Annotated in this window: 31 protein-coding genes; 17 read left to right on the top strand and 14 right to left on the bottom strand. The window is 33.0% G+C overall.

The window, feature by feature from the left end; all coding sequences use genetic code 11:
* The first annotated feature begins 43 nt into the window (after positions 1–43).
* Positions 44–271, top strand: a complete 228-nt coding sequence (locus tag WN975_RS18635) for a CDGSH iron-sulfur domain-containing protein (protein ID WP_089353750.1) — start codon at positions 44–46, stop codon at positions 269–271.
* A gap of 58 nt (positions 272–329) precedes the next feature.
* On the opposite strand, the gene WN975_RS18630 is transcribed toward WN975_RS18635, so the two are convergent.
* From WN975_RS18630 to WN975_RS18590, 9 genes are all read right to left on the bottom strand, one after another.
* Positions 330–821: an SMI1/KNR4 family protein gene (locus tag WN975_RS18630; protein ID WP_337967806.1), complete on the bottom strand. Its 492-nt coding sequence runs from the start codon at positions 819–821 to the stop codon at positions 330–332.
* Between the two features lie 6 nt (positions 822–827).
* Positions 828–1727, bottom strand: a complete 900-nt coding sequence (locus tag WN975_RS18625) for a PhzF family phenazine biosynthesis protein (protein WP_337967805.1) — start codon at positions 1725–1727, stop codon at positions 828–830.
* Positions 1728–1930: 203 nt separating this feature from the next.
* Positions 1931–2488, bottom strand: a complete 558-nt coding sequence (locus tag WN975_RS18620; protein WP_337967804.1) for a YdeI/OmpD-associated family protein — start codon at positions 2486–2488, stop codon at positions 1931–1933.
* A gap of 2 nt (positions 2489–2490) precedes the next feature.
* Positions 2491–3039 (bottom strand): hypothetical protein, encoded by a 549-nt coding sequence (locus WN975_RS18615; protein ID WP_337967803.1) that lies wholly within the window; start codon positions 3037–3039, stop codon positions 2491–2493.
* A 12-nt stretch (positions 3040–3051) separates the two neighbouring features.
* The gene (locus tag WN975_RS18610) at positions 3052–3333 is read right to left on the bottom strand and encodes a hypothetical protein (RefSeq protein ID WP_337967802.1); all 282 of its coding nucleotides are present in this window, start codon (positions 3331–3333) and stop codon (positions 3052–3054) included.
* Complete coding sequence (locus WN975_RS18605; protein ID WP_337967801.1) at positions 3326–3673, bottom strand: hypothetical protein; 348 nt, start codon at positions 3671–3673, stop codon at positions 3326–3328. The genes WN975_RS18610 and WN975_RS18605 overlap by 8 nt, the downstream gene beginning before the upstream one ends.
* A 76-nt stretch (positions 3674–3749) precedes the next feature.
* Positions 3750–4199 carry a protease complex subunit PrcB family protein gene (locus WN975_RS18600; RefSeq protein WP_337967800.1) on the bottom strand — a complete coding sequence of 150 codons (450 nt, stop codon included), beginning with the start codon at positions 4197–4199 and terminating at the stop codon, positions 3750–3752.
* 138 nt (positions 4200–4337) lie between these two features.
* The gene (locus WN975_RS18595) at positions 4338–4784 is read right to left on the bottom strand and encodes a hypothetical protein (protein ID WP_337967799.1); all 447 of its coding nucleotides are present in this window, start codon (positions 4782–4784) and stop codon (positions 4338–4340) included.
* 260 nt (positions 4785–5044) lie between these two features.
* Positions 5045–5476 carry a hypothetical protein gene (locus tag WN975_RS18590; protein WP_337967798.1) on the bottom strand — a complete coding sequence of 144 codons (432 nt, stop codon included), beginning with the start codon at positions 5474–5476 and terminating at the stop codon, positions 5045–5047.
* 86 nt (positions 5477–5562) lie between these two features.
* Between WN975_RS18590 and WN975_RS18585 the strand changes: the two genes are divergently transcribed.
* The 3 genes from WN975_RS18585 to WN975_RS18575 all read left to right on the top strand — a co-directional run bounded on the left by WN975_RS18585 (position 5563) and on the right by WN975_RS18575 (position 8354).
* Positions 5563–5856: a hypothetical protein gene (locus WN975_RS18585; RefSeq protein ID WP_337969021.1), complete on the top strand. Its 294-nt coding sequence runs from the start codon at positions 5563–5565 to the stop codon at positions 5854–5856.
* Positions 5857–5926: 70 nt separating this feature from the next.
* The gene (locus WN975_RS18580) at positions 5927–6469 is read left to right on the top strand and encodes a hypothetical protein (protein WP_337967797.1); all 543 of its coding nucleotides are present in this window, start codon (positions 5927–5929) and stop codon (positions 6467–6469) included.
* A gap of 340 nt (positions 6470–6809) precedes the next feature.
* Positions 6810–8354, top strand: coding sequence for a patatin-like phospholipase family protein (locus WN975_RS18575; RefSeq protein ID WP_337967796.1), 1545 nt, complete (start codon positions 6810–6812; stop codon positions 8352–8354).
* Between the two features lie 15 nt (positions 8355–8369).
* Here WN975_RS18575 and WN975_RS18570 read toward each other — a convergent pair whose 3' ends face one another.
* Positions 8370–8981 carry a DapH/DapD/GlmU-related protein gene (locus WN975_RS18570; protein WP_337967795.1) on the bottom strand — a complete coding sequence of 204 codons (612 nt, stop codon included), beginning with the start codon at positions 8979–8981 and terminating at the stop codon, positions 8370–8372.
* 279 nt (positions 8982–9260) lie between these two features.
* Here WN975_RS18570 and serS point away from each other — a divergent pair, with 279 nt between their 5' ends.
* The 7 genes from serS to proC all read left to right on the top strand — a co-directional run bounded on the left by serS (position 9261) and on the right by proC (position 17260).
* On the top strand, positions 9261–10532 hold the full coding sequence (gene serS / locus WN975_RS18565; protein WP_337967794.1) for a serine--tRNA ligase: 1272 nt from the start codon (positions 9261–9263) through the stop codon (positions 10530–10532).
* Between the two features lie 84 nt (positions 10533–10616).
* Positions 10617–11441 carry a prolipoprotein diacylglyceryl transferase gene (gene lgt / locus WN975_RS18560; protein ID WP_337967793.1) on the top strand — a complete coding sequence of 275 codons (825 nt, stop codon included), beginning with the start codon at positions 10617–10619 and terminating at the stop codon, positions 11439–11441.
* A gap of 63 nt (positions 11442–11504) precedes the next feature.
* Positions 11505–13286 carry a tetratricopeptide repeat protein gene (locus tag WN975_RS18555; RefSeq protein WP_337967792.1) on the top strand — a complete coding sequence of 594 codons (1782 nt, stop codon included), beginning with the start codon at positions 11505–11507 and terminating at the stop codon, positions 13284–13286.
* Between the two features lie 145 nt (positions 13287–13431).
* The gene (locus WN975_RS18550) at positions 13432–13743 is read left to right on the top strand and encodes a DUF4286 family protein (RefSeq protein ID WP_099709963.1); all 312 of its coding nucleotides are present in this window, start codon (positions 13432–13434) and stop codon (positions 13741–13743) included.
* A gap of 186 nt (positions 13744–13929) precedes the next feature.
* On the top strand, positions 13930–14709 hold the full coding sequence (rsmA, locus tag WN975_RS18545) for a 16S rRNA (adenine(1518)-N(6)/adenine(1519)-N(6))-dimethyltransferase RsmA (RefSeq protein WP_099709962.1): 780 nt from the start codon (positions 13930–13932) through the stop codon (positions 14707–14709).
* The gene (mgtE, locus tag WN975_RS18540; protein WP_337967791.1) at positions 14699–16105 is read left to right on the top strand and encodes a magnesium transporter; all 1407 of its coding nucleotides are present in this window, start codon (positions 14699–14701) and stop codon (positions 16103–16105) included. The genes rsmA and mgtE overlap by 11 nt, the downstream gene beginning before the upstream one ends.
* 378 nt (positions 16106–16483) lie before the next feature.
* Positions 16484–17260, top strand: coding sequence for a pyrroline-5-carboxylate reductase (proC, locus tag WN975_RS18535; RefSeq protein ID WP_337967790.1), 777 nt, complete (start codon positions 16484–16486; stop codon positions 17258–17260).
* An 82-nt stretch (positions 17261–17342) separates the two neighbouring features.
* On the opposite strand, the gene WN975_RS18530 is transcribed toward proC, so the two are convergent.
* The 3 genes from WN975_RS18530 to nhaA are packed head-to-tail and all read right to left on the bottom strand — an operon-like array spanning position 17343 to position 19338.
* Entirely contained in the window at positions 17343–17642 is a 300-nt protein-coding gene (locus tag WN975_RS18530; RefSeq protein WP_337967789.1) for an antibiotic biosynthesis monooxygenase, read from the bottom strand.
* 11 nt (positions 17643–17653) lie between these two features.
* Positions 17654–18190: a hypothetical protein gene (locus WN975_RS18525; protein ID WP_337967788.1), complete on the bottom strand. Its 537-nt coding sequence runs from the start codon at positions 18188–18190 to the stop codon at positions 17654–17656.
* Positions 18191–18192: 2 nt separating this feature from the next.
* Positions 18193–19338 carry a Na+/H+ antiporter NhaA gene (nhaA, locus tag WN975_RS18520; RefSeq protein WP_337967787.1) on the bottom strand — a complete coding sequence of 382 codons (1146 nt, stop codon included), beginning with the start codon at positions 19336–19338 and terminating at the stop codon, positions 18193–18195.
* 199 nt (positions 19339–19537) lie between these two features.
* Between nhaA and WN975_RS18515 the strand changes: the two genes are divergently transcribed.
* The 4 genes from WN975_RS18515 (at position 19538) to WN975_RS18500 (ending at position 21820) form a co-directional block, all read left to right on the top strand.
* Positions 19538–20485 (top strand): 2-hydroxyacid dehydrogenase, encoded by a 948-nt coding sequence (locus WN975_RS18515; protein ID WP_337967786.1) that lies wholly within the window; start codon positions 19538–19540, stop codon positions 20483–20485.
* A 183-nt stretch (positions 20486–20668) separates the two neighbouring features.
* Entirely contained in the window at positions 20669–21052 is a 384-nt protein-coding gene (locus WN975_RS18510; RefSeq protein ID WP_099709955.1) for a DUF4234 domain-containing protein, read from the top strand.
* Complete coding sequence (locus tag WN975_RS18505; RefSeq protein ID WP_337967785.1) at positions 21027–21491, top strand: DUF2752 domain-containing protein; 465 nt, start codon at positions 21027–21029, stop codon at positions 21489–21491. Before WN975_RS18510 ends, WN975_RS18505 begins: the two co-directional genes overlap by 26 nt.
* Before the next feature lie 53 nt (positions 21492–21544).
* Positions 21545–21820 (top strand): TM2 domain-containing protein, encoded by a 276-nt coding sequence (locus WN975_RS18500; RefSeq protein WP_337967784.1) that lies wholly within the window; start codon positions 21545–21547, stop codon positions 21818–21820.
* Positions 21821–22145: 325 nt separating this feature from the next.
* Here the strand turns inward: WN975_RS18500 and WN975_RS18495 are convergent, their stop codons facing one another.
* Positions 22146–23948 (bottom strand): lysophospholipid acyltransferase family protein, encoded by a 1803-nt coding sequence (locus tag WN975_RS18495; protein ID WP_099709952.1) that lies wholly within the window; start codon positions 23946–23948, stop codon positions 22146–22148.
* A 118-nt stretch (positions 23949–24066) separates the two neighbouring features.
* On the opposite strand from WN975_RS18495, the gene WN975_RS18490 reads away from it, so the two are divergent.
* Complete coding sequence (locus WN975_RS18490; protein ID WP_337967783.1) at positions 24067–24828, top strand: exodeoxyribonuclease III; 762 nt, start codon at positions 24067–24069, stop codon at positions 24826–24828.
* A gap of 212 nt (positions 24829–25040) precedes the next feature.
* A complete protein-coding gene (locus WN975_RS18485; protein ID WP_337967782.1) occupies positions 25041–25985 on the top strand; it encodes an OmpA family protein in 945 nt (314 codons plus the stop codon).
* Positions 25986–26259: the final 274 nt, after the last annotated feature.

The following is a 26259-nucleotide window of genomic DNA, read 5'->3' as shown; positions in this document are numbered from 1 at the left end:
ATTTATTTCGCAATCTTTGCCCTGAAAAAAACAAAAACAAGTTATGAGCAAGACAAAATTAATCATCAATAAAAACGGATCTATCAAAATCGAAGGTGATTTTGAAATCATGGATTCAGAAGGAGCAGTTTATGGACTACAAGGAAGATCTGCATTAGGACTTTGTCGTTGCGGATTATCTGCAAACAAACCATTTTGCGATGGCGGACACCGTAACAACTTCGAACATGAATCAATCGCATTTGATTTACCACCAATGAAAACAAACTAAGAAATTCCGATTTCAGGTTTAAACATAAAAAAAGCTGCATCATTTGATGCAGCTTTTTTTATGATTCGTGATTTTTAATTATAAATTGAAGAACATCTTCAAAATAGTCTTTTAGATTTTTATAAGGCTGTTCTCCTGGATGCCAGTTTGCAAACTTCCAATAGTTCCATTCGGGACTGTTTGATGTGGGAGGAATAAGTAAAAAATATTGTTCTTCTTCTCTACCTGCAATAAGTATAGCATTTTCTAATTCTGGTAAATGGGCGTAAGCTTCTATTGTAAAAGGCTCGATGTTTTTTAAGTAATCAATATTTTCAATTGATTCAAAACTTGGCTCGATATCATTCGGCGCTGAAAAACCATTAGTTATTCTTATAAAATCGATATAATCTTTGGGTAAGTTTAGACCTAATTTGTTTTCAATTTCACGTATTTGCTTTTCCGTTGCGGGAATAGCTCCGAGCCAATTAGTTTCAATTTGCTCTGATGTGAAATTGAAATCCTCATATTCAATTGCTTTCTTAGAAATTTCAAGTAGTATGTTTTGCATTATTTTTTATATATAAAGTTCTCCACGCATTGTAATAATAGACGAACCACCAACCAAAATATCATTTTCTCTACACATTACTTCAATCAAAGAAGGTTGGTTGAGTTTAACGCCTTGCAGGATTTTATATTCTTTATTAAGTTTTGCCTGTTTTTTTTGGGTCAAAAAACCAATTAGTGGACCAGCAGCTGTTCCCGTTGCAGGATCTTCATTAATTCCGATTATTGGATTAAAAAATCTCGTTTCGACTAAATGATCTTCATTTTGATTAATCGCAAAACAATAAAAACCTTCTGATTTATATTCTTTCGAAATTTCGATCAAAAGTTTATTATCTGGAATACAATCATTCAGCAATTGGCTGTTTTTTATCGGAACCATTGTATGTGTAACTTCCGTTTGAACAACCGAAGGAACAAAATCATTACTGTCCAAATCTTCAATTTTCAAACCAAGCGCCACTGCTATTTTATAAGTAGGAATTTCTTGTTTGATAACAGCCGGTTTTTGATGCATTTGTACAACCGGATATTGAGTCACGGGATCAAAACTTACCGTTAATGGAATTGGTGCATTTTTCATCATTACAAAACGTTTCGATTCGTCTTGTTCGTCAAATATGGGAAGTTTTTTTAGTAATGCTCCGCAAACTGCTCCTAATAAATTGTGTCCTGCGCCGTCTATTTCAAAACCTATTGGCGTAAACGAACGAACATTTAGTGCTTTTTGCACCGGAGAATAATAAACAAACGAAGTTTCAGAGTAACCGAATTCTTTTGCAATGTTTTGATAAACTTCCAAATCTAAATCACCATCTGTAAAAACAACGGATAACGGATTTCCTTTATAACTTTTATTAGAGAAAACATCTAAAACGTAGTATTGTAAAGTGGTTCTTTTTTCCATTGGTTATCTTTTTAGAGGAGAAAGTGTTTTGTAAATAAGTAGTATTGCTCCTAAATATTTTATAAAAGTACTACAAAGACAGAAAGAAAAAGTGTACTTTATTTACTTTTTTGTTTTATTTTTTTGTAAAAATAAGTGCCGAAGTATATTACCAAAAAGTAAAATTAAATAGAGTAGGCAAGAAGTCGTTTTTTCTGAATTTTTTACAGCATTCGTTTTCCTTCGGCGCTAAATTTTATTGCTTTTTCTAATCTCGCAATTCTGGTTTTTTCTTGTTTGGCGCTCATAATTACGTGAATTATTACTTTTTTGTACGATGGTGCCTGATTGTTGAAATATTCCCAAGCCGTTTCATTAGCTTTAAATTGCTTTTCGAGTTCAGGATCTAGAACATACGCTTCATTTTCATGCGAGTAAATTTTTGATCTTTCATCAGATTTTAGTTCAAAAGCTTTTATTCCGGCTTCTTTCATCAATCCGGCTTTTGTAAGTGTTTCAACTTTTTTAATATTTATGACACTCCAAATGCTCGATTTTTTTCTCGGTGTAAACCTGATCGTATAACTTTCTTCGTCAATTGATTTCCGAATGCCGTCAATCCAGCCAAAACAAAGCGCCTGATCTACAGATTCTGACCATGACATAGTTGGTTTTTTGGTACTCACTTTATAAAAACCTACTAAAAGTTCGGTTTCTTTTTGGTGATGCTTTTCTAACCATTCTCTGAATTTTTCCTGGGTTGGGAAGAAGGTTGGGTTCATTTTTATCTTGTTTTTATTGGAGGTGGTGGAGGTGGTGGAAGAATGTATTTTGAGCTAAAGAAAGTTAAGTTTTTATTAGTCTTAATTAATTTGATGTTCTTTTTCCAAATATAAATCCATTTTGCCAAAGAATCCAATTCTTTAGGAACGTCATCTTTATAACTATGTATTGCAATTGATTTTTTGATTGAATCTTTGTCTATATAAAAAGTGTAAAATCTTCCATCACTGTAATTCTCGTAATAAGTAGAATCGTACTTTTTAAGTTGCGTTTTTGATATTAAATCAATCAATGTTTTCTTGTCTTCTTTTGTTATTAAGGCGATATAATTTGTTTCGCTTTTGGGAATGGTTGTGCTATCAAAAACAGTACGACCATTCCAATGTTCTCTAAGATAAACACTGTCATTTGGAGTAAATTTTACGGAAAATGAGGTTTCAAAAGTGTTGCTAAATGAAAAATCAAAATATTTAAATTTAGGATTTGTTTCTTCTTTTTTACATCCGAAGAAAATTAATGCAGTTGTAATTAATAAAACTCTTTTCATCATGATTTAAATAATTTAGAGATTTGCAATCGCTCTAATAATCCATAAAAGTATAATAAATCCGAGAAAAGAGAATTGCACTTTATTTACTTTTTGATTGCCAAACTTGCGAACCAAAAAACGATCAATAAGTAGTATTGCAAAAACAGGAAGTATCCAAAACAAAATATAAATTCCCATTAATCCGTCTTCTGCCGAATTTCCGTTGAGTAGGATTATAGCATAAATAATGCCGAAGATGATGGCTATGATTCCAGAAACAAAGAATAATGTCCAGTTTTTAGAAAGATTATTCATGGTTGTTCGAACTCTTCTTTCTGTTTGTGGTGATAATTAAAACGCCATTTTCGGCAAAATTGCCATAAATGCTGATTCCTTTTTGATGGTCAAGTGGCGTTATTTCCTGAATTTCATTTTTGTACAAGGGAAGTTTCTGTTTTTCAAGATCCTGAAAACGGAATGGAGTTCCGTCAATTACAATTATAGGTTCACTTTTGATGATCCTTCTTTCAGACATTGTTGTGATGTAATCAGAAAGATATAGTTTTTCTTTTCCCTGATCTTGCAATTCGTAACGATTTTGCGATTGCATTGAAAAAGATAAAAGTGAAATAATTGCAATTAATACGGTTTTCATAGTTGTTGTCTTTAAACCGTAAAGTTATATCATAATTGTTTTAGACACAGATTAAAAAGCAAGACTTTTCGCGGTTTTACTTGAAAACTACTTTTTTATTAGTCTTTGGTATTTTAACAATATGGTACGGTTGGGTAATTACAGCGTTAATTCCTCCTGGTTTTAAGTATTCAACTTTAACAAAAATGCTACTATTGGTTTCTATGATTTTGGTTATATCTATAGAATATCCGCCATAATTATAGACGTCGTCAATAACGGCGATAACTTGATATTTGGTAAAATCGACAGTAAGATCAGGAGAAATTACATTTGCATTCGTAATGAGATTGAATTTTAAAAGTAGATTATTCCACTCCGTTTGATCTTTTATAACCAGATTGGCTTTTGGATTATTATAATCTCCATTAAAATTATCTCCTTGAATGATTTCGGAATATTTTACTTCTGATGAATGTGAGTCGTCGTTATCGCTGCAACCTGTTAGCAAAAAAAAGACACAAAAAAGGATGAAAATCTGTTTCATGATTTTGGTTTTTTAGTTAAAAAGAATTGCTTTTGAAATTTAAACTATTCTCCTTGTTAACAGATGATTGATTTTGTAAAAGGTTGCGTTGAGGTTTTGGTTTTTTTGTGATTAATGATTTGAAATTCTGGTTATGAATTAGATATCTAAAATGAAATTAATAAAAGTCCAAATTGACCATTTGTTTTCTTTGCTTTTTTCCGGGTTTTTATTGTTTGGATCTTGTAACCAAAAATTGCAAACGTTGCAAATAATTTCATCTTTGTATGTGGCTTTTCCCATCATTGCATCACCAACAGCTATTTCGTCTTCATATCCAACTTTGCCATATGTTTCTGTCCATTCTACAGTATTTACCAGTAATTTATTAGTTCCGCAACGCGGACAGCATTTTGCTTTTTTGTAATAAAGTTGTGTTGGTTTTGTAATAAGTTGATTTATTTTTTCGTGGTTTAAATTCCGTTCTATTACATAAGTATTTATATTTAGTTGAGTATCGCGCATATAAGTATGCAACTTATATTTATAGAAAAAGGCAAGTTCATGATCTGAAAGTGTATCTAAGAATTGTCTTGTTTTGCCCATTTCTCTTTATTTTATTACTTCTCTTTTTTGTTAATCTTCTTTTGTTACTATGCTAAAATACTGTTTTTTCTTTCGAAATAATCTCTTCTTTTGAAAACGTGCGCGTTAGGGATAGCAGCGGATAGCCCACAGCCTGACGCAGGAAGTGCGAGGACTTGTAGCGAATAGTCCGATCCGCCGCGGCGGAAAACGCCATGAAAATTACTATTATAAGTTTCTATGATTTTATAAAAGGTTGCGTTGAGGTTTAATTTAATTTTCTAAACTGTATGTTGGGTTATTGATTGGAAATCGGGCTGATTGGTTTTGTAAATTCTTTTTATAATTAATAATGCTACTATTGAAACAATAAGGTTTAAAAATAGGTAAAAACCAAAAATGGCTTCTGAACGAACTATTTCCAAAGAGGTTACTATTAAAAGTATTATTGAGAAAAATGAATTTAGCCATGCAATTAAAACAAGCATGAAGAGTTTCCTTTGAGTAGAAAACCATTTTTTTAGGAATGAAATTATTATAGAAAGAATTCCTAAAGCTGAAGTAAACCAACAACTATATACAAAAATCATGAGAGTTGTTAAACCCTGAAACCATCCCGGACTTTCAAAAAAATAGATAAAAAATATTATTACACTCCAAATATTAGTAATCAAAAGAGAAAATAGTAAGCTCTTATAGACGGTTTCTTTCATGGTTTTTGGTTTTAGTGGTTTTGTTTATTGGTTGAAATTTTAAATAGTGAAACAAAATCTTTGCCAATTATTATTGTCTTTTGAAAATGTATGCGTTAGGGATAGCAGCGAATAACCTGATCCGCCGCCGCAGAAAAGGCCAAAAAAATAATGTCATTTGTATTATTATTTCCCCGAAATTTGCAAAACAATGTAAAGAAGCAGAAATCATGGCAAAAGGACCTGAAAAAAATACCAAAAACAAGGCTTTGCATACCAAATTGCTCAATAAGAAAAAGGCTAAAATTCAAGCCGAAAAAAAAGAACATGCATTGCGATTGAAAGCTTTGGTTGCAAAAATGAATGAGCAAAAGAAGAATGAAGGATCTGATGGTATTTAAATCAGATTGTGTTTTTTTTCTGTTTTAATTTAGCTGAAATTTGCAAAACAATCTCAAAACAAAAAACAAGATGGAGGAATTTGGTAGAATAATAGTTTCTGAAACGGCAATGAATAGTGAAAATCTTCACGATGTGATTCATTCCAATATTTCGGTAATCAATTTAATGCGCGAAGAAGGTGTCGATGACGAATTTATTCACGAAGATGCTTTGATGAGTTACTATCTTGATTATTACTATTCGCAATATGCCGAAGGAAATTTTGCTCAGTTTGTCTATAAATCGGGTTGGAATAAAGAGTTGAACGAACTTATCGAAGAAGGTTTGGCATTAATTGGTGCCGAAAAACATTTGGAATTGTTTCAACAACAAAGCAAAAAAGTCAAATTGATGAGCAGCGTAAAGCTGAATAAATTCGTAAGCGGAAAATTGGAAGGCGTAAACCCAACGCGCGATTTATTGCAAAACGATACTTTCTATGAACTGGAAGAAAATCTGGTTACACTAAATGCTAATTTCTTGAAAAACCACCCTGATTTCGAAGTACTTTCTGTAGACGATATGTTTGCTGCTTTAGAGGAATTTGTTGGACATGAAATTAAGAGAGCTTAGTTTTTTTGAGGTTCAAAGGTTCAAAGGTTTTTTACCGCAAAGTTCGCTAAGGTTTTTCGCAAAGATTCGCAAAGTTTTTAATCATGCATTGTCAGGCTGAGCGAAGTTGAAGCCTCGCAAAGATTTATAATATCTATAAAATTGCTCGCAAAGACGCAGAGGCGCTAAGTTTTATTTCCTTTGCGACTCTGCGTCTTTGCGCGATTAATATATTTTCACATGATTAATTTCAAATTTTTTTTAATAAAACTTGGCGAATCTTTGTGAAGCGTTCAAGTAACTTTCTGAAATAACTTCATTAATTTAGCCTTGAATGATTTAGCGATTTAAAAAGTCAAAAATGAGATGTAGATACTACCAGATATTCTTTCTTCTTTTTCTTCAGATAGGATTTTCTCAAAATAAAATAAGTCTGTTTTCAGAAATCAATTATAATTCTATTCCATCGGTATCATTAAGCGATTACAAATCAGTTCAGGAAAGGGATAAAAGGTTTCAAAATCCTAATATTGCTCTTGGAATTGGTATTTCGGGCGGAGGTTCGAGAGCTCAGTTTTTTAGTATGGGCGTTCTTTTAGGATTAGAAGAAATTAAAGAAAGTGATGGTCAACGTAATTTTCTGAATGAGATCGATTATTATTCGACTGTTTCTGGAGGTTGTTTTTCGGCGGGATATTATTTGACTATTCTTAAAAATAAATTGTTTTATGACAATTGTACTTTCAACGAATTCTATTTTTCTAAAGCCGATGCGTATAAAGATTACGTAGATAAATCGGCCAATATATTATCACTTCTAAACAATAGCCGAAACGAAAAAGGAGATAAAATATCGATGACGCAACGTATAGATTCGGATATTTTGCAATATGACGGCACTAATCCTGATAATGTCAATAAGTTTGGAACTCAAATGTTATTGTCGGATTTCTTTGTTTCAAAAGATAGTAAGCAAACGCCTTCTTTACCGATGTTTGTTGCAAATGGAACTGCTTTTAACAATGGCGAACGCATTCCGTTTATGCCACATATTATTCGAGGTTTAAATCTAAATTCGTCTTTGGCGCCCAATAAAGCAGATATTGCATTGAATGAGAATAAGATAAATGACGGATATAATTTTCCGGTTACTTACGCCATTACAGCAAGTTCAGCTTTTCCCGGAGTTCTTCCAAAAGTGAAATTCGGAGTAAAAAACAGAGATAAGATATTGTGTATTGTCGATGGCGGCGCTTCAGATAATATGGGATATAAAACTTTGGTAGAATTACTTCATAACGATACCAAAGTTGACGATAAGAATAAAAAAGCAGTTTTTATCGATTGTTTGGGACAGGGGAAAAAAGAACCTTATGTAAATGATGCCAAAATCAAGTTGATTTCGTTGTTTGAAACTGCATCTTTATACACGGTTCAAACAAGATATATGACTTTTGATAAAGATGTCGAAAATACTTTTGAACGCTATAAAATTCCGGTTACAAATTATCAAATTATTGGTTTTACTACGATTCGGGATCATTTATTAAAATTGGATAAAGATCAGCCTTATGAAGATTTAGTAATCGAATTAAAAAACACAAATGACGATTCGAGCAGTTGGTCAAAATTATACGCTAATTTTAAGCAAGAACTGTTGAGTAAATTTGGCGAGGACGCCTTTAAAAAAGATAAAGACGGCGAAGTAATCGTTGCCACATTAGATAAAGAAAAATTTAGCGAATTGTCACCACGACAAATTTTACTTCTATATGAATATGCTTCTCATGTCGAAACTAAATTGAGAATTACGCCCGAAGAAAGAGAAATGTTATTGCTTTCCGGACGTTTTGCGACATATTTAAAAACCAATGAATTGAGAGAATTGCTAGTTGAGCATAAATAAGCCTTTCGCTAAATATTATTTTAGCGGAACTTGCTCAATCAATTCAAGTCTTTTTACGATCGAGTTTTTAGTTAATATTGTTCCTGGTGATAATACTGCATTTGCGCCAACTCTGGAGTTATCGCCAATTAGCGATCCAAATTTATCTGAGTTAGTTTCAATAATTTCTCCATTATAAAGTACAGATATCTTCTTTATAGCTCGCTCGTTGTAATGATTTGCGGCAATCGAACCTGCTTCAAAATTGATGTTTCGGCCAATAATACTATTTCCAATATAATTAAAATGTGCAATTGCAGTTCCTGAACAAACAATACTATTTTTGATTTCGCAACCGGGACCAATTTTTACAGAATGATCTAAAAAAACACCTTCTCTAAAATAAGCATTTGCTCCAATGAAGCAGTTCGCACTTATAATTGCAGGACTTTTTATGATTACATTATTTTCGATAATTGCAGATTTATGAATAGCAACATTATCTTTAATTATATAATTATCATCAAGATTTAAAATCATTTTTTCGATTATATTTTTAAGATCGTTTGTAATTGTCCAAGGTTCTGAAACAATAAGATCTTTGAAAGTCTTTGAAAAATCTTCTATAAAGTGGTCGATATTAATCATTGTAAATTTTTAATTGCAATTTACTTATTTCTATATTTTAATTGATGCGTTCAACGGATTAAAATCTGTTGCTGCAAAATGTATCATCGCTTTGGGATTTTATCTGTATAATGTTGATCTGTCCAAAAAGCTTTCCGAATCTCTGTAAAACCTTAACGGATCTTTGCATAATAATCTTCAAAATCGTTTTTCCTCATCAACTTTGGCTTATTCTTATGAAACATTTCCTTAAATTTGCTTCCTTTATATAAAAAATACAATAGTTATAAAAATCAAGCTATGTTACAAATCGCATTTATTAGAGAGAATCAGGAGAAAGTAATCAAGGCTTTAGCAAAACGAAATATCGATGCTAAAAGCGTTGTTGAAGAAGTGGTGCAACTAGACGAAAACCGTCGCGCAACACAAGTTGAATTAGATAACACTTTAGCCGAATCTAATAAATTGTCCAAAGATATAGGCGAATTAATGAAAGCGGGTGAGAAATCTAAAGCCGCAATCTTAAAAGAAAAAACCGTTTCATTAAAAGAAAAAAGTAAAGAATTAGGCGAAAAAGCAGAAGCTTTGGCTGTCGAATTGACTCATAAATTATACACATTACCAAATCTTCCGGCTGATATTGTTCCTGAAGGAAAAACTCCGGATGACAATTTGAATGTTTTCGAAGAAGGAGATATTCCGGTTCTTCATGAAGGTGCACAACCTCACTGGGAATTGGTAAAGAAATATGATATCATCGATTTTGAATTAGGTGTAAAAATTACGGGTGCAGGATTTCCGGTTTACAAAGGAAAAGGTGCTCGTTTACAACGTGCCTTAATCAATTACTTTTTAGATAAAAATACTGCTGCAGGATATAATGAAGTACAAGTTCCGCATTTGGTAAACGAAGCTTCAGGTTACGGAACAGGACAATTGCCAGACAAAGAAGGACAAATGTATCACTCAACAATTGATGATTTATATTTGATTCCAACGGCTGAGGTTCCGGTTACGAATTTATTCCGTGATGTTCTTTTAACAGAAACTGAATTACCAGTTTTATATACAGCATATACGCCATGTTTCCGTCGTGAAGCAGGTTCTTATGGAGCACACGTTCGTGGATTAAACCGTTTGCACCAATTTGATAAAGTAGAAATCGTGCGTGTTGAACATCCTGATAAGTCTTATGAAGCACTTGACGGAATGGTAGAGCATGTAAAAGATATTTTGAAAGAATTGAAATTGCCATACCGAGTTTTACGTTTGTGTGGTGGCGATATGGGATTCACATCGGCTTTGACCTATGATTTTGAAGTATTTTCTACAGCGCAGGATCGTTGGTTAGAAATTAGTTCAGTTTCTAACTTTGAAACTTTTCAGGCAAATCGCTTGAAATTACGTTTCAAAGACAAAGACGGAAAAAATCAATTGGCACACACACTTAACGGAAGTTCATTGGCATTGCCAAGAGTTTTGGCAGGAATATTAGAAAATTACCAAACTCCGGAAGGAATCGTAATTCCAGAAGTTTTACGCCCTTACTGTGGATTTGATATTATAAATTAAGAATAAAATAAAGTTAATAGTCTCAGTCGCAGTTTTCAGTTTTTTAACTGCGACTGCGACTGAATACTTTTAAATGGTATACTTATGAATGGAGTACTAAACTGGAATGTAGATCCGGTTATTGTGATGATAACGGATAGTTTTCCTTTAAAATATTATGGTGCTCTTTTTGCTTGCGGGCTTTTACTGGGTTATTATATTGTACGAAATATTTACAAAAAAGAGCATTTATCCATAGACAATCTGGATAGTTTACTCGTATATGTAATAGTTGGAACAATTTTAGGCGCCCGATTAGGACATTGTTTTTTTTATGAACCGTCTTATTTTTTGCAACATCCAATAGAGATTCTTTTGCCAATTCAGAAGGTAGGTGGAGTTTATAAATTTGTTGGTTATATGGGATTGGCAAGTCACGGAGGATCAATTGGAGTTTTGATCGCGATGGTTTTATATTGTCGCAAATACAAAGTTAAGTTCTTGTGGCTTTTAGATAAAATGTCAATTGGAGTTCCTGTTACTGGAGCTTTTATTAGGTTTGGGAATTTTATGAATTCTGAAATCTACGGAAAACCAACTAACGGAAATTGGGGAGTTGTTTTCGAAAGAGACGACATGATTCCAAGACATCCAACGCAATTGTATGAAGCATTTGCTTATTTGTTGATTTTTGTGATTTTATATTGGATGTATAAATCAGATAAAATCAGAAAAACTGACGGAATAATTTTTGGATATTTCTTGACGTTATTGTTCTTAGCCAGATTTATAATTGAATATTTCAAAGAAAATCAAGAAGCTTGGGAAAACAGTATGCCAATTAATATGGGACAATTATTAAGTATTCCATTTATTTTAATTGGTTTAGCTTTGATAGTTTGGAAATCGAAGAAGCAAGTTGTAATTTAGTTTATAGACTTAGTTTGTATTGAGATTGAAAAACTGAAAAAAGTGACTAAAAAAGACTGAATTATGAAAAACATCTTTATCTATATCGTTCTGTTGTGGTCTACTTTTGCACTAGCACAAAATGAGCAACTTGCTCAATATTACTACGATAAAGGTGATTTCGAAAAAGCTAAAATCAGCTATGAAGAGCTTTTGAACAGTGCACCATCCAATACACAATATTTTTTAAGAACCGTAGATTGTTATCAGCAATTGCAGCAATTTGATGTAGCTCAAAAAGCTATTCAGGAACGTTTTAACAGATATAAACAAGGTGTCTTTTTAGTAGAATTAGGATATAATTTCCAATTACAGAAAAATGACGCTAAAGCTAAAAATTACTACGAGCAGGCGATCGAAAAAATCAAAACCAGTCCGAATGATGTTTACGGAATCGGGAATTCTTTTGAGAAAAAAGTGTTGCTTGAATATGCTTTAAAAGCATATCAAACAGCAATGCAGGTTCAGCCGAGTTACAATTTTAATTTTCAAATAGGAATGCTTTACGGACAGTTAGGAAAGACGGATCAAATGATCGAACTTTTATTAACAGAATCCTATAATAATCCTCAGAATGCTAATTTAATTCAGACGCAATTATCGCGTTTTATGAGTGGCGAAACAGATAACACCGCTTTTAAAGATGCAATGCGTAAGGCTTTAATCCTTAGAACTCAAAAAGATCAGGATGTATTTTGGAATCACTATTTAAGTTGGTTTTATGTACAACAAAAAGAATTCGGAAAAGCCTTTATTCAGGAAAAAGCCATTTACAAACGTGAACCGGAATCTCTTTCGAGTATTGTAAATTTAAGTCAGTTTGCAATGAATGAAGATGATACGGATACAGCGGAAGAAATCCTGAATTTTATCCTTCAAAATACTAAAGATTTAGATTTGTTGGTTCAGACTAATTCGTATTTAATGCAAATTAAAATCGACAAAGCACAGGAAAAAGACTATCCAATTATTAATGCTGAGTTACAACAATTGCTCACAACCTATGAAATAACTCCTTTTACCTTATCTTTGCAAATAATTCAGGCGCATTTCCTGGCTTTTAATCTAAAAAAGACGGAAGAAGGCAAGGCAATTATTAAAAAAGCGCTGGAATTAAATTTGAATGATTATCAGGAAGCAGATGCTAAGATGGAGTTGGCAGACATCTTGCTTTTGGAAGAAAAATACAATCAGGCGTTGATTTATTATTCGCAAATTCAGTTGGATTTAAAGAATGATGTAATGGCGCACGAAGCAAGTTTAAAAGCTGCAAAAACAAGTTATTATAAAGGCGATTTTGAGTGGGCTTTGAAACAATTTAAAGAGTTGAAAGCAGCAAACACGCAATTGATTGCAAATGATGCTCTTGAATATTTTTTATTGATTAATGATAATACCGTTGCAGATTCGACACAAACGGCTTTAAAGCAGTTTGCGAAAGGTGACTTTTTGATGTATCAGAATAAAAAACCGGAAGCAATTGCGCAGTTTCAGAGCATTCTGAAAACCTATAAAGGACAAGAAATCGAAGCCGTAACATTGTTGCGTTTAGGTAAAGTTTATGAAAGTCAGAAAGATTATAATTCGGCTTTAAGCCAATACCAACAGATTATTGACAATCATAGTGACGGAATTTATGTAGATGAAGCGCTGTTTTTTTCGGCAGAGATTTACAACGACGAATTGCACGATATAGAAAAGGCAAAACCTTTGTACGAGAAGGTAATTTTTAACCATCAGGATAGTATTTACTTTGTTGATGCGAGAAAAAAATACCGACAGTTAAGAGGAGACAAGAATTTATAGTTTGGTTGAACCGTTTATTCGGTTAGACGTTTAACCGAATAAACGATTATAGAAGAATTACAAATATGATGATTTGTTTCTAAGAGTCTGGAAAGTTAAAAAACTTAGTCCCTTAGAACATTAGAATCTCAGAACCTTTAAAAAAATGATTATTTACAACGTTACCACCAATATACACGAAAGCGTTCACGACCAATGGTTAAAATGGATGCAGGAAAAACACATACCGGAAATTCTGGCAACTCAAAAGTTTTCTTCGGCACGAATTGTAAAAGTTTTGGTGAATGAAGAAATGGGCGGAATTACTTATTCTGTTCAATATGTTACCGATAGCAAAGAAACTTTAGAGAAATATTATATCGAAGATGAACCGGAATTTCACAGAGAAGCTTTGGGATTATTTGCAGATAAAATGCTTTCTTTCAGAACGGAATTAGAAGTGATTTCGGAACATTAAGATCGCCCGCCGATTTTACGGATTAAACTGATTTACGCAGATTATTATATTTTAAGATTTGTGATAATTTGTATAATTCGGCAAAACAGAAAAATAAATAAAACTTTGCATCTTAGTGCCTTTGCGGCAAACTTGGCAAGAAAGAAAAGTTTAGTGTCTTTTTAAAAAGGCAAAACAATAAAGAAAATGGAAAAAGTAAAAGCCAAAAAACATTTAGGACAACACTTCCTGAAAGACGAAAGTATCGCAAAAGCTATTGCGGATACTTTAAGTTTAAAAGGATATGATGAGGTTTTAGAAATAGGACCAGGAATGGGTGTGTTGACTAAGTATTTGCTTGACAAACCAATTAATACACACGTGATTGAGATTGATGGAGAATCTGTGGTGTATTTGGGTGAAAATTATCCAAAACTAAAAGATAAAATTATCTCTCAGGATTTCCTGAAATATAATATAAACGAGGTTTATGAAAATAAACAATTCGCTATTATTGGGAATTTTCCCTATAACATTTCTACGCAAATTGTTTTCAGGACTTTAGAATTTAAGCATCAGATTCCGGAATTTTCGGGGATGTTTCAAAAAGAAGTTGCTGAAAGAATATGCGAGAAAAAAGGCTCAAAAGCGTACGGAATCTTATCTGTATTAGCCCAGGCTTTCTATGATACTGAGTATTTGTTTACGGTAGATGAAAACGTTTTTATTCCTCCGCCCAAGGTTAAGTCGGGTGTGATGAAAATGACCCGAAAGGAAGATTATAGCCTTCCGTGTGGAGAAAAGTTGTTTTTTACAGTTGTAAAAACGGCTTTTCAGCAAAGACGAAAAACATTACGTAACAGTTTGAAAACATTAAATTTATCAGATGAATTGCGATTAGACACTATCTTTGATAAGCGTCCGGAGCAATTAAGCGTAGACGAATTTATTGTTTTGACTCAAAAAATAGAAGCCGATGGAGTTTAAAATCAGTAAAGAGCTAATTAAACAAATAGCTCAACTCATCCAAGCTAAAAACAACAAAGAGCTGGAGATTTTATTAAATGACATGCATCACGCGGATTTCGCTGAAATCCTTGATGAAATTGACATTGATGAAGCAACTTATATATTCAAGGTTTTAGATAGCGAAAAAACGGCTGAAATTCTTTTGGAATTAGAAGACGATTTACGTGAACAAATCTTAAACAGACTTTCGCCTAAAGAAATTGCCGAAGAGCTTGATGAACTTGAAACCAATGATGCGGCGGATATTATTGGAGAACTTTCAAAAGATAGAAAAGCCGAGGTAATCTCCGAACTTCAGGACGTAGAACACGCAAAAGGAATCGTTGATTTATTGCGTTACGACGAAGATACTGCCGGAGGTATTATGCATAAAGAGTTGGTGAAAGTCAACGAAAACTGGAACGTACTTACTTGCGTTAAAGAAATGCGTATTCAGGCAGAAAATGTTTCGCGAGTACATTCAATTTATGTTGTTGATGATGAAAACAGACTTAAAGGCAGATTGTCGCTTAAGGACTTATTGACAACTTCTACAAAAACGCAAATTTCTGATATCTATATTCGAAAATTATATCATGTAAACGTTGAAACACCTGATGTTGAGGTTGCCAGAATAATGGATAAATACGACCTTGAAGCAATTCCGGTTGTGGATGAATTAGGACGTTTGGTTGGTCGCATTACAATCGATGATATTATCGATGTAATCAAAGACGAAATCGAGAAAAGAGATACCGAAGATATTCAGAAATTCGGGGGATTGGAAGCCTTAGAATTACCTTACGTTCAAACACGTTTGGGCGAAATGGTCAAAAAAAGAGCTACTTGGTTGGTTGTTTTATTTATTGGAGAAATGTTCACGGCTTCGGCGATGGGATTTTTTGAAGGTGAAATTGAGAAAGCTGTAGTTTTAGCATTATTTGTTCCGCTTATTATTTCGAGTGGAGGAAATTCCGGTTCACAAGCAGCGACTTTGATTATTCGTGCAATGGCATTGAAAGAGCTGACACTAAAGGATTGGTGGTATGTAATGAAGAAAGAAATTGCATCAGGTTTTTTATTAGGCGCAATTTTAGGAATTGTTGGTTTCATCAGAATTATGGTTTGGCAACAAACCGGTCTTTATGAATACGGAGAACATTGGTTAGCAATTGGAGCAACGGTTTCGCTTTCATTAGTATTTATTGTTTTATGGGGAACACTTTCCGGATCAATGATACCTTTTTTACTGAAAAGACTTAAACTAGATCCCGCAACTTCATCGGCGCCATTTGTGGCTACTTTGGTAGATGTAACAGGATTAGTGATTTACTTTACGATTGCTTCTTTATTATTAAAAGGAAAATTGCTATAAGAATAATATAGATGCATAAATTTTGTGCAAGGTTTGTTTATTACGACTACAAATCTTAAAATATCTATAGAGGAACGCGGATTAAACTGATTCGCTATTGCGAAAACGCCGATCAAAACGAATTTTTTCATCTATTATTTTTAAAAATCCGTTTTCATCTGCGTTTTTACTTTTGTAAATCCCGTATCATCCGTGTTTCTTTCGAAAAGAGCTAGATGGAATAATGCTTTTAAAATAGCCAGAATGATTCTTGACTTTTAGATTTTTGCCACAAATTGATAGATTACAGTGATTTAATATCTGTAAAATCTGCGTAATTTACATGCCGAAAAAATCTGCTATTACTCAGCTAAAAATAAATCAAAAAACCAACCAAGAATGAAAGTACATATAATTGGAGGAGGAAACTTGGGAGTTTCTATCGCCTTGGGAATTGCAAAGTTCTCTAAAAGTAATCAGGTTACGGTTACACGAAGAAATATCGCAAGTATTCAATATTTATCGGAATACGGAATCACGGTTTCATCAGATAATAAACATAATATTCAAGAAGCCGATGTTGTGATTTTAACCATTAAACCATATCAGGTTGATACCGTTTTTGCTGAAATTTTACCGGTAATCAAAGGAAAAACTATTGCATCTGCAGTAAGTGGTTTATCGCTGGATATGCTTCAGGAAAAAACAAATAACGAATATCCTGTAATTCGCATTATGCCAAATATTGCGGCACAATTTGGAGAGTCAGCGACTTGTATTTCTTTCCCTGAAAAGGACAGAGAAAAAGCTTTGCCAATCGTTGATTTATTTCAGGATTTAGGAACGGCTCCGGTTATTGACGAAAAGTTAATGGATGCTGCAACTGTTCTTGGCGCATGCGGAACGGCATATGCTTTAAGATATATTCGTGCTTCGATGCAAGCCGGAATCGAAATAGGTTTTGATTCGAATACAGCTTTGGCAATTGCGGCACAAACTGTAAAAGGAGCTGCAAAAATGTTATTAGAGGAAAAAGTACATCCGGAGCAATTAATCGATCGTGTAACAACGCCTCAAGGCTGCACAATCGTTGGTTTGAACGAAATGGAACATAATGGTTTTAGTTCGTCTTTGATCAAAGGAATCAAAACTTCTTTGAAACAGATTAAAGGTTAGTTTTATGAGAAATTTCAATATAAAAATCCCAAATTCCAATTGATAAAATTAGAATTTGGGATTTTTTATTTTCGGTTTTTTCTTATGCAAAAACTTCAAAATGTTCGACTTTTTCTTCAAACTCCAAGAGAAACTCATCATCTTCAGGATAATATTTAGCCTTTTCATAATCTTCGCCGGCAAAGTTTTTAATCGCTTCGAGGTTTTTCCAATAGGTAATAAGTGTAAAGTGGGCTTCGTTGTTTTTAATGTTTCTTAAAAATGACAATTTTATAAAACCTGTTGTTTTTGAATAGTCAGGAATTGCTGTGTTTTTTATGAATTGAGTATAGGTTTCATAATTTTCAATTCTTGTTTTTCCGTGCCAGATTCTCGCAATCATAATAGTAAGTTTTATTTCTTAATCAACTGTATGTATTTCCTGCCACATTCTGAAATCTTAGTATACGAATTCATAGAATTGCCATAATTCTGAATAGTTATGGTGTCTTTTACATAACTCGCATCAATTCCAACAGGAATTTCTAATGCTTCTTTTGAGTCAGAAATAGAATCAGTTTCATCTTCATTGCTGATGTCTCCTTCATAATCATCCCATTTTATGCCTTCTAAAACAATATATTTTTCTCCGGATTCATTTGTAGAGAAAGTTGCTTTGCCTTTTACTTTTCGAAGTTTAGTTTTTAGAGAATAGACATAGTCACTTTTTATTTTAGCGATTTCAAGAGAAATTTCACATTCTTCAGTGCTATTTGGATCTGGTTCTGTTTTGTATAAACCTTCAATAGATTCGTCGTTTTTGTTTGTCAAATCGATAAGAACTTCTTTAGAATTGTTTTCGTCTGTAACGTTTTTGGATTTATCCTTGCAGGAAGAAAATAGTAGAAAGGAGAAAGTTATGATTGTAATTTTATAAAAAGACGTTGTCATAATTAAATGGTTTTTTTCTTGGACACAGTAAATTTCAAATAAACCAATCCAAAAATTCCGGAAAGTATTGAAGCAATCAAAATAGCGATTTTAGAAAAAACGATAGTTTCAGGATCTTTAAAAGCGAGAATCGTAATGAAGATTGACATTGTAAAACCAATTCCGCCCAACATTCCTGCGCCTAGAATATGCGCCCATTTCAGATTTTTAGGTAAAGAACATAATCCTGCACTTACTCCAATAGAAGAGAAAAGTAAAATTCCCAGAGGTTTTCCAACTACTAAACCTAAAATGATTCCAAATGTATTTGGATGATTTAAACCTTCGTGCCAGTCAGATTGAATTGCAATACAAGTATTTGCAATGGCAAACAATGGCAAAATAAAGAAAGCAACAGGTTTGTGTAAAAAGTGCTGTAGTTTATACGAAGATGAATTTTCTCCGCCATCGCCAAACGGAATTACAAAAGCTAAAATAACTCCCGTAATTGTTGCATGAACGCCAGAATTTAGCATAAAATACCACATTACAACGCCTCCAATTAAATATGGAATCAGGTTTTGAACTTTCATTCGATTCAAAATAAATAAGAATGCCCAGATTCCTAATGCAATGGCAAGATTTACAAAAGAAATTGTTGTCGTGTAGAAAACGGCAATTACTACAATAGCGCCTAAATCGTCAATAACAGCGAGGGCAGTTAGAAACACTTTTAATGATGATGGAACTTTTTTTCCTAAAAGAGACAAAATTCCAATTGCAAAAGCTATATCTGTTGCCATTGGGATTCCCGCTCCGTTTTGAGTTGCGGTTCCAAAATTTAAAGCCAGGAAAATTGAAGCAGGAATAAGCATTCCGCCAAGAGCTGCCATAATTGGTAAAGAGGCATTTTTTATGCTGGATAATTCGCCATGATAAATTTCGCGTTCTAATTCAAGACCAATTAACAAAAAGAAAATCGTCATTAAACCGTCATTAATCCAATGTGTGATCGAATGTCCGTTTATATCTTTTTCCCAAAAAGCGATGTATTCTGTCTGAAACGAAGAATTGGCGAGGTAAAGTGATATAATAGTGACAAAGAGTAATAATATTCCTCCCGATTTTTCATTTTCAAAAAAGGCTTTAAAAGTCTTGGTTAGTTTCATATTGGAGGGGAATTATAATTTAGAAAGGAAAAATTCGGACAAAGCTGGCGAATCTTATATTTTCAAAGTTAAAAAAAAATCGGACCAATAAGAAATTTTGAACTTCTTGGTTTTGCTTTTGTTGGTTTTTGCGGGATTAATTTTTACAAGATATCTTAGAGAATTAACCGTATTTTTGTTTTAATAAAATTAAAAAGTAATGAGCATAAAAATTCTTCACATCGATAGCAATCACCCAATTTTATGGCAACAATTAGAAGATGCCGGTTTTGAAAATCACGCCGATTTTAAATCTTCAAAAGAAGAAGTTGAATCCAAGATTCAGGATTATAACGGAATTGTAATCAGGAGCCGTTTTAAAATTGATAAAACGTTTTTGGATAAAGCTACCAATTTGCAGTTTATTGCCAGAGTTGGTGCGGGTTTAGAAAGTATCGATTGTGATTATGCCAAGACAAAAGGAATTCACTTAATTGCTGCTCCGGAAGGTAATCGCAACGCTGTTGCAGAACATTCTTTAGGCGTAATTTTGTCATTATTCAATAATTTAAATCAAGCCGATGCCGAAATAAAAGGGGGACATTGGAATCGTGAAAGCAATCGTGGTCATGAACTTGATGGAAAAACCGTTGGAATTATTGGTTACGGAAATATGGGAAAAGCTTTTGCTAAAAAACTTCGTGGTTTTGAAGTAGAAGTTTTGTTTCATGATATCTTAGAAAATATTGGAGATGAAAATGCCAGACAAGTTTCATTGCAGGAATTACAGCAAAAAGCAGATGTTTTGAGTTTACATCTTCCATGGACTCCGGAAACGGATAAAATTGTGAATGCTGATTTTATAAATGCGTTTTCGAAGCCATTTTGGATTATAAATACTTCGCGTGGTAAAAATATCGTTACAGCAGATTTGGTTGAAGCTATGAAGGTTAAAAAGATTCTGGGAGCAGGTTTGGATGTTTTGGAATATGAGAAATTATCTTTTGAAACATTATTTCAGGATAAAAATACTCCGGAAGCTTTTCAATATTTATTAGAAGCCAAAAATGTCTTGTTGACGCCTCATATTGCCGGTTGGACTTTTGAGAGCCACGAGCGTTTGGCGCAGGTTATAGTAGATAAAATTAAAGCGGTTTATAATAAGTAAATTGTTTAAAGACCAAGTTTTGATTGCATTGTAGTTTTTAGAATTAAATAACGAGTTTTTTCTGTAGAATTTTTAGACTAGAATTAGTTTTTAATGTTAATTTTTAATAATATTGTTTCTAAATAAGGAGTGACCGAAAATCCTAAGAGTAGGACATAACCAATTAATTTTAACTAATAAAAAATGGAAAACGAATTTAAAGAAACGTCTAATAATTTTAATGAACCAATTCCAGTATTTAAAGTAGATCCTATTATGGTATTGCTTTTTGGGTTTTTGACTTGTGGATTATATTTAATTTATTGGAATATTAAAGTATCTGAAGTTTTTAATGCCGTTGCAGGAAGAGAAGTTATCTCACAGCCTATTGCAATTTTTGCAGGATGTTGTATGCCGGTAAATATTTATTTTTATTATTTGGCTGGAAAAGAAGCATTGCCAAAAGTTTATGAGAAAACTGGAGAGCTTCAAAAAGATCAGTCAACTTTATTAATTGTTTTAGGATTCTTTTTTCCTATTGCAGCAGCAATGATTGTACAAGGTGATATCAACAGATTATACAAATAATAACAGAACAAAACGTAAAATTTACGGAATTATCGGTGCAGCAATTACACTGATAGTTCCGTTTTTTTTGATGCTTGATAATCATAATAACCATTTAGAATCTGATCAGTCGTTTTGCCCTTTCAAGATGGTTACAGGTTTTCCTTGTCCTGGTTGCGGGATTACAAAATCATTGGTTTATTTTTATCAGGGAGATATTTACAAGTCACTTAGTTATCATATTTTAGGGCCTTTTGTTATTGTGTTTTGTTGGCTTACTATTATTGTATTGACAACAGAAATTATAACTAAAAAAGAATATTTTACAAGTCTTTTATACAATAGAAAACTAGCCTATAATATGGCTTATTTTTTAGCTTTTTATCATTTTATCCGATTGATTCTTTTTGTCAAAAATAATTCGTTTGATGATATATTGCATCAATCCATTTGGTTTTAAAAGACAGGAAAACCTTTTTTAAAGAAGTTTAATTAACTAATAACACTATAAAAATGGAAAACACAAAAACAGAACACTGGAATAATCCTCCGGTTTATCGTGAAGAGAATAAAAAGGTTGTAGCAGGAATTCTAGCTATTTTATTAGGTTTTTTGGGTATTCATAAATTTTATTTAGGATATACAAAAGAGGGAATTATTCAAATTTTATTGAACATAATATTTGGTATTGGAGGTTTAATTGGTATAATAGAAGGGATAATTTACCTCACTAAAACTGATGAAGATTTTTATCAAACATATCAGATTGGTCAAAAACCTTGGTTCTAAAACATAAAAAATCCCATTCGCTGCGGCAAATGGGATTTTTTCTTTTTGGGAGTTTTATAAATATCTTTTTCTTTTGTTTTAATGACTTTTAAGGGACGTTTCTAGTTCTTTTGCGAAGTAATATTGCATCTCTTTACAAACGAAGTGTAGTTGTTCTTTAATAGGGTTTGGATATGAGTTTAATTATATCTAATTCAAAAAATAGAGATTTGGTAAATTGTTTGGGAAGGAACATCCGGACTAGTTTTGAGGAAAAAATTGTAATTAAAAAATCCCATTCGCTTTTATAGCAAATGGGATTTTAATTTTATAATAATCGCTGTAATTAATCTTCTTTCTCAGATAATTTGCGCTCCAATTCTATTTGAAATTCTTCGATAACCGGTTTCATTGTGCTTTCCGGAATATCTGCGATTCTAATGTACATTAAACCATCGATAGCATTATTAAACAAAGGATCGACGTTAAAAGCTACAACACGTGCATTTTGCTTGATATACTTTTTGATTAAAACAGGTAAACGTAAATTTCCTGGTTCTAATTCGTCAATGATTTTATCAAACTTATTCAAATCAGATTCTGCTTCATCGAAGATAAAATCTTTATCAGCATCTTTCAGTTTTACTTTATAAGCCTTTTTTGGGTGAATATATTGTGCAATATAAGGATCATAGTAATTGGACTTCATGAACTCAATCATCAATGATTTAGAGAAATCTGAAAACTGATTACTAATACTCACGCCGCCTAACAAATATTTGTGTTCAGGATAACGTAATGTTGTATGAATAATACCTTTCCATAATAAGAACAAAGGCATCGGTTTTTGCTGATATTCTTTGATGATAAATGCACGACCCATTTCTATAGATTTATGCATCATATCATGTAATTCAGGTTCAAATCTAAATAAATCATTCAAATAGAAGCCTTCAATTCCGTATTTACGATAAATCTCAGAACCTAATCCCATGCGGTAAGCACCAGCAATTTTTTTAGTTTCATCGTCCCATAAAAACATATGGTGATAATATTGGTCAAATTTATCTAAATCGATAGATTCATTTGTTCCTTCACCAACTTCACGAAAAGTGATTTCACGCAAACGACCAATTTCGTGCAAAACATTCGGAATAGATTTTGCTCTTGCAAAAAACACCTCGTAATTTTTACTTTGCAACAAACGACAATCGCTGTTTCTTAGCATATTTACCTCGTCAAGCATTTTAGATTCACTTGCTGGCGTTACGATTTTTTTAGGTGCTTTTGGTATTTTTAAACTTGCAGTATCCAATAGTTTGCTGTCCTTTTCAAAAGGATTTGCAAGCATATAGGTTTTCTTTCTTAAAAATTCTGAGTATTCTTCAAACGATTCAATTTCGTTTTGTTCATTTACAGAAATCGGTTTTCCAATACGAACTTTAATTACCCGATCTTTCTGCGTAAGCAATTCTGATGGTAATTTTGCAGTTCGCAAAGTATCATCAATTTTAGAAAGCCAATAAAATAATTTACTGTTTTTAGCGTGAAAATAAATTGGAACTACAGGAACTTTAGCTTTTCGAATTAACTTCAAAGCGCCTTCTTCCCAAGGTTTGTCTACAACTAGTTTTCCATCTTTATAGGTAGAAACTTCCCCGGCAGGGAAAATTCCCAACGGTTTTCCATCACTTAAATGGCGTAAAGTTTCTTTGATTCCAACAACGCTCGATTTAGCATCCTTATGATTTTCAAAAGGATTAACCGGCATTATATATTTTTTAAGCGGAACAATTCTGTGTAATAAAAAGTTAGCGATGATTTTGAAATTTGGTTCTCTTTCGAGCATTAATTTCAAAAGCAAAATACCATCAATTCCTCCAAGCGGATGATTTGAGATGGTAATATACGCGCCATCTTTAGGTAAACGTTTTAAATCTTCTTCCGGAATTTCGAATTTAATTTCCATTTCATCCAAGATCCCATTCAAAAACGCAACATCCTCTAAATGTTTATTATGATCGTAAATTTTATTAAGGGTAGAGATCTTAAGAACCTTCATAAGAATCCAGCCTGAAAAAGTACCAAGAACTCCGTACTTCTCAACATTTATTGCCTTTGCAACTTCTTTCGCGGTAACTAAACCCATGTACTATTTTTAATTTATTAGAGCAGCGAACAAAGATAACAAAAAACTCTACTTTTCGTTGATTCAAACACAAACTTTCCACTTTTTTATTACATTTGGAATCCTAAAAAAAACACTGATGAAAATTATTTCTTATAATGTAAACGGAATACGTGCCGCAATTACCAAAGGTTTTATCGAATGGTTGCAACAAGCTAATCCAGATGTAATTTGTCTTCAGGAAATAAAAGCTACACAAGAGCAAATTCCCGTAGACGACATTACTGCTGCAGGTTACCCGTATCAATATTATTATCCGGCTACCAAAAAAGGCTATAGTGGCGTGGCTATCTTGTCTAAAATAAAACCAAACAATGTGGTTTTCGGAACCGGAATTCATCACATGGATTTTGAAGGTCGTAACCTTCGTGCCGATTTTGACGATTGTTCTGTAATGAGTTTATATCTTCCGTCAGGAACAAATATTGAAAGATTAGATCATAAATTTATGTTTATGGATGATTTTCAAACTTACATCAACGAATTAAAACTTACGATTCCAAATCTTATCATTTGCGGTGATTACAATATTTGCCACGAAGCCATAGATATTCACGATCCGGTACGTAATAAAACTGTTTCAGGATTTCTTCCGGCAGAACGTGCCTGGCTTGACGGATTTATGAAATCTGGTTTCGTTGATAGTTTCCGTCATTTCAACAAAGATCCGCATCATTATTCTTGGTGGAGTTACCGCGCCGGAGCCAGAGGAAACAACAAAGGTTGGCGTATCGATTATAATTTGGTAAGCGATTCTTTGCAACATCGTTTAAAACGTGCTGTTATTCTTCCCGATGCTGTACATTCAGATCATTGCCCGGTTTTAGTTGAGATAGAATAAAAGTGGTATTGTTCTTGTTGAGTGAATAGCAGTTTTAGCGAAGTAATTTCAGTTGGAATTTGGGATTTTAATTTTCCGGAGCTATTTCCTGCTGTCCACTATATCTTTTATGGCGAACCCCGCCACAAAAGGATGCCGCTTCCATCAGGGCTAGGACTCTCGGTTAAACAAGAAATTTTAGAATTATTAATACCTTCCAAATAAAAAACAGTATGATTAAAAAGGCCTCTATCGGATTACTAGTTGTAGCCATGTCTATGACTTCATGTGTATCCAAGAAAATTTACAACGATCTTGAAACAAAATATTCAGATCTAAAAAAAGAAAATCGCTCAATTGCTGATGAAAATGCAAGTTTGCAAAAATCAAAAAATCAGTTAGAATTAGATCGTGATGCTTTAACAAAAGATCTAAACGACACAAAAGCTGATCTTGCAAAGCAAAAAGCCGATTTGACTGCGGCCCAAAATAAATATAAGGTTTTACAGGATTCTTATAATGCATTAGAAAAAAACAGCAATGATGCATTAGAAAGCAATATGGCTAAAAACCGTGAATTATTAGCTCAATTAGAAGCAAAATCTAAAAAACTAGCCGATGAACAAGCGCGTTTAGATAAAACAGCAAGTCGTCTAAACGAACTTGAAGCTATGATTGCAGCAAAAGAAGCTGCAATGAAAAAATTAAAAGAAACTTTGTCTAAAGCCTTAAATGGTTTTGAAGGTAAAGGTCTTACTGTAGAACAGAAAAACGGAAAAGTATACGTTTCTATGGAAAACAAATTGCTTTTCAACTCAGGAAGTTGGGCAGTTGGAGTAGAAGGTAGAAAAGCTGTTGTAGAATTAGGAAAAGTTTTGGGTGATAATCCGGATCTTTCAGTTCTTATTGAAGGACACACAGACGATGACCCTTATGCAGGTTCAGGACCAATTGCAAACAACTGGGATTTATCTACAAAAAGAGCAACTGCAATTGTTGCCATTTTAAGTGAAAATACTAAAATCAACAAACAAAAATTAACAGCAGCAGGTCGCAGCGAATTTTCTCCACTTGCAAGCAATGCAACTCCCGAAGGAAAAGCTAAAAACCGTAGAATCGAAATCATCTTAACGCCAAGATTAGATGAAATCGCTGAAATGCTTAATAGTATTAATTAAGGTTCTGAGACACTGAGTTGCTAAGGTTCTAAGATTTTTTTTAAAAGGCTCAAAGTTTTACTTTGAGCCTTTTGTTTATTATAACGAAGAAAACTCAGTGCCTTAGAAACTTAGCAGCTCAGAACCTCAAAAAAGAAACCTTATTCTTTTTTTAACTTTTATCGAATTTCCATTTGAAAAATCTCGTCGTATATTTGAGTTTTATAATTATTAAGCTGAAAGCTTAGAAAAAAATCTTAGCGACTCAGATTCTTAGCAACTTAGAACCTCAAAA

It is taken from the genome of uncultured Flavobacterium sp., from assembly GCF_951805225.1.
GTDB lineage: Bacteria > Bacteroidota > Bacteroidia > Flavobacteriales > Flavobacteriaceae > Flavobacterium.
Note: the sequence above shows the minus strand (reverse complement) of the source record. Positions and strands in the feature narration are given on the sequence as shown.